Source organism: Streptomyces beijiangensis, assembly GCF_017315755.1.
Lineage (GTDB): Bacteria > Actinomycetota > Actinomycetes > Streptomycetales > Streptomycetaceae > Streptomyces > Streptomyces beijiangensis.
In genome coordinates, this window is sequence record NZ_JAFLRJ010000320.1 from 1 (window position 1) to 930 (window position 930).

General features: G+C 65.7%; 1 protein-coding gene and 1 rRNA gene. Both read right to left on the reverse strand.

Annotation, left to right across the window (positions count from 1 at the left end; translation table 11 throughout):
- Positions 1–338, reverse strand: a 338-nt coding sequence (locus J0695_RS45260; protein ID WP_206966817.1) for a hypothetical protein, incomplete at its 3' end; no start/stop codon positions are given.
- A gap of 364 nt (positions 339–702) precedes the next feature.
- Positions 703–819, reverse strand: a 5S ribosomal RNA gene (gene rrf / locus J0695_RS28675).
- Between the last annotated feature and the right edge of the window lie 111 nt (positions 820–930).

Sequence of the window (930 nt, forward strand, 5' to 3'; positions counted from 1 at the left end):
GTCGTCATCACGACGGGGACCACTGGGACGGTCATCGCGACGCTGGAAGCCACCACCACCGGACGGGCGTCCACCACGGTCGTCATCACGACGGGGACCACTGGGACGGTCGTCACGGCGCTGGAAACCGCCACCACCGGAGGACGGACGACCACCACGGTCGTCATCACGACGGGGACCGCTCGGGCGATCGTCACGGCGCTGGAAACCGCCACCACCGGAGGACGGACGACCACCACGATCATCACGCTGCCCGTAACCACCGCCGGAGGGACGTCCACCACGGTCATCGCGCTGTCCGTAGCCGCCGCCACCTGTGGGACGGCTACCGCGGTCATCGTTACGAGGGGGCCCGCTGGGCCGGTCGTCGCGACGCTGGTAGCCGCCGCCACCGCCTGCGCCGGCCGGACGGCCACCGCGGTCGTCCCTGCGGAAGCTGGAGCCACCACGGTCACTGTCCCTGCGCGGACCACGGTCACGGTCGTCGCGACCGCCCTGGAATCCGCCCCGGTCACCGGCGTCCCGGCCGCGCTGCTCGCGCTCCGGACGATCGTCGGGGGAGTTGGTGGACATGGGTGGGGCTCCTGTCTTCGGGTACTGCAAGTCATTCTCGCGCAGTCGACGGTCCGACGCGCTTCGGGAAATAAAAAAGGACCTTTGGTCCCAGCGGTGATCGCTGGGACCAAAGGTCCTTCAATGATTGTTCGGCGGCGTCCTACTCTCCCACAGGGTCCCCCCTGCAGTACCATCGGCGCTGAAAGGCTTAGCTTCCGGGTTCGGAATGTAACCGGGCGTTTCCCTAACGCTATGACCACCGAAACACTAATGGGCCTCTAGCGAACAAGCACACTATTCAATTAAGTTAGTGGAACTGTTCCAGCCGGGCACGATTATTCGTGGTCTGGGAACAACACAGTGGACGCGAGCAAC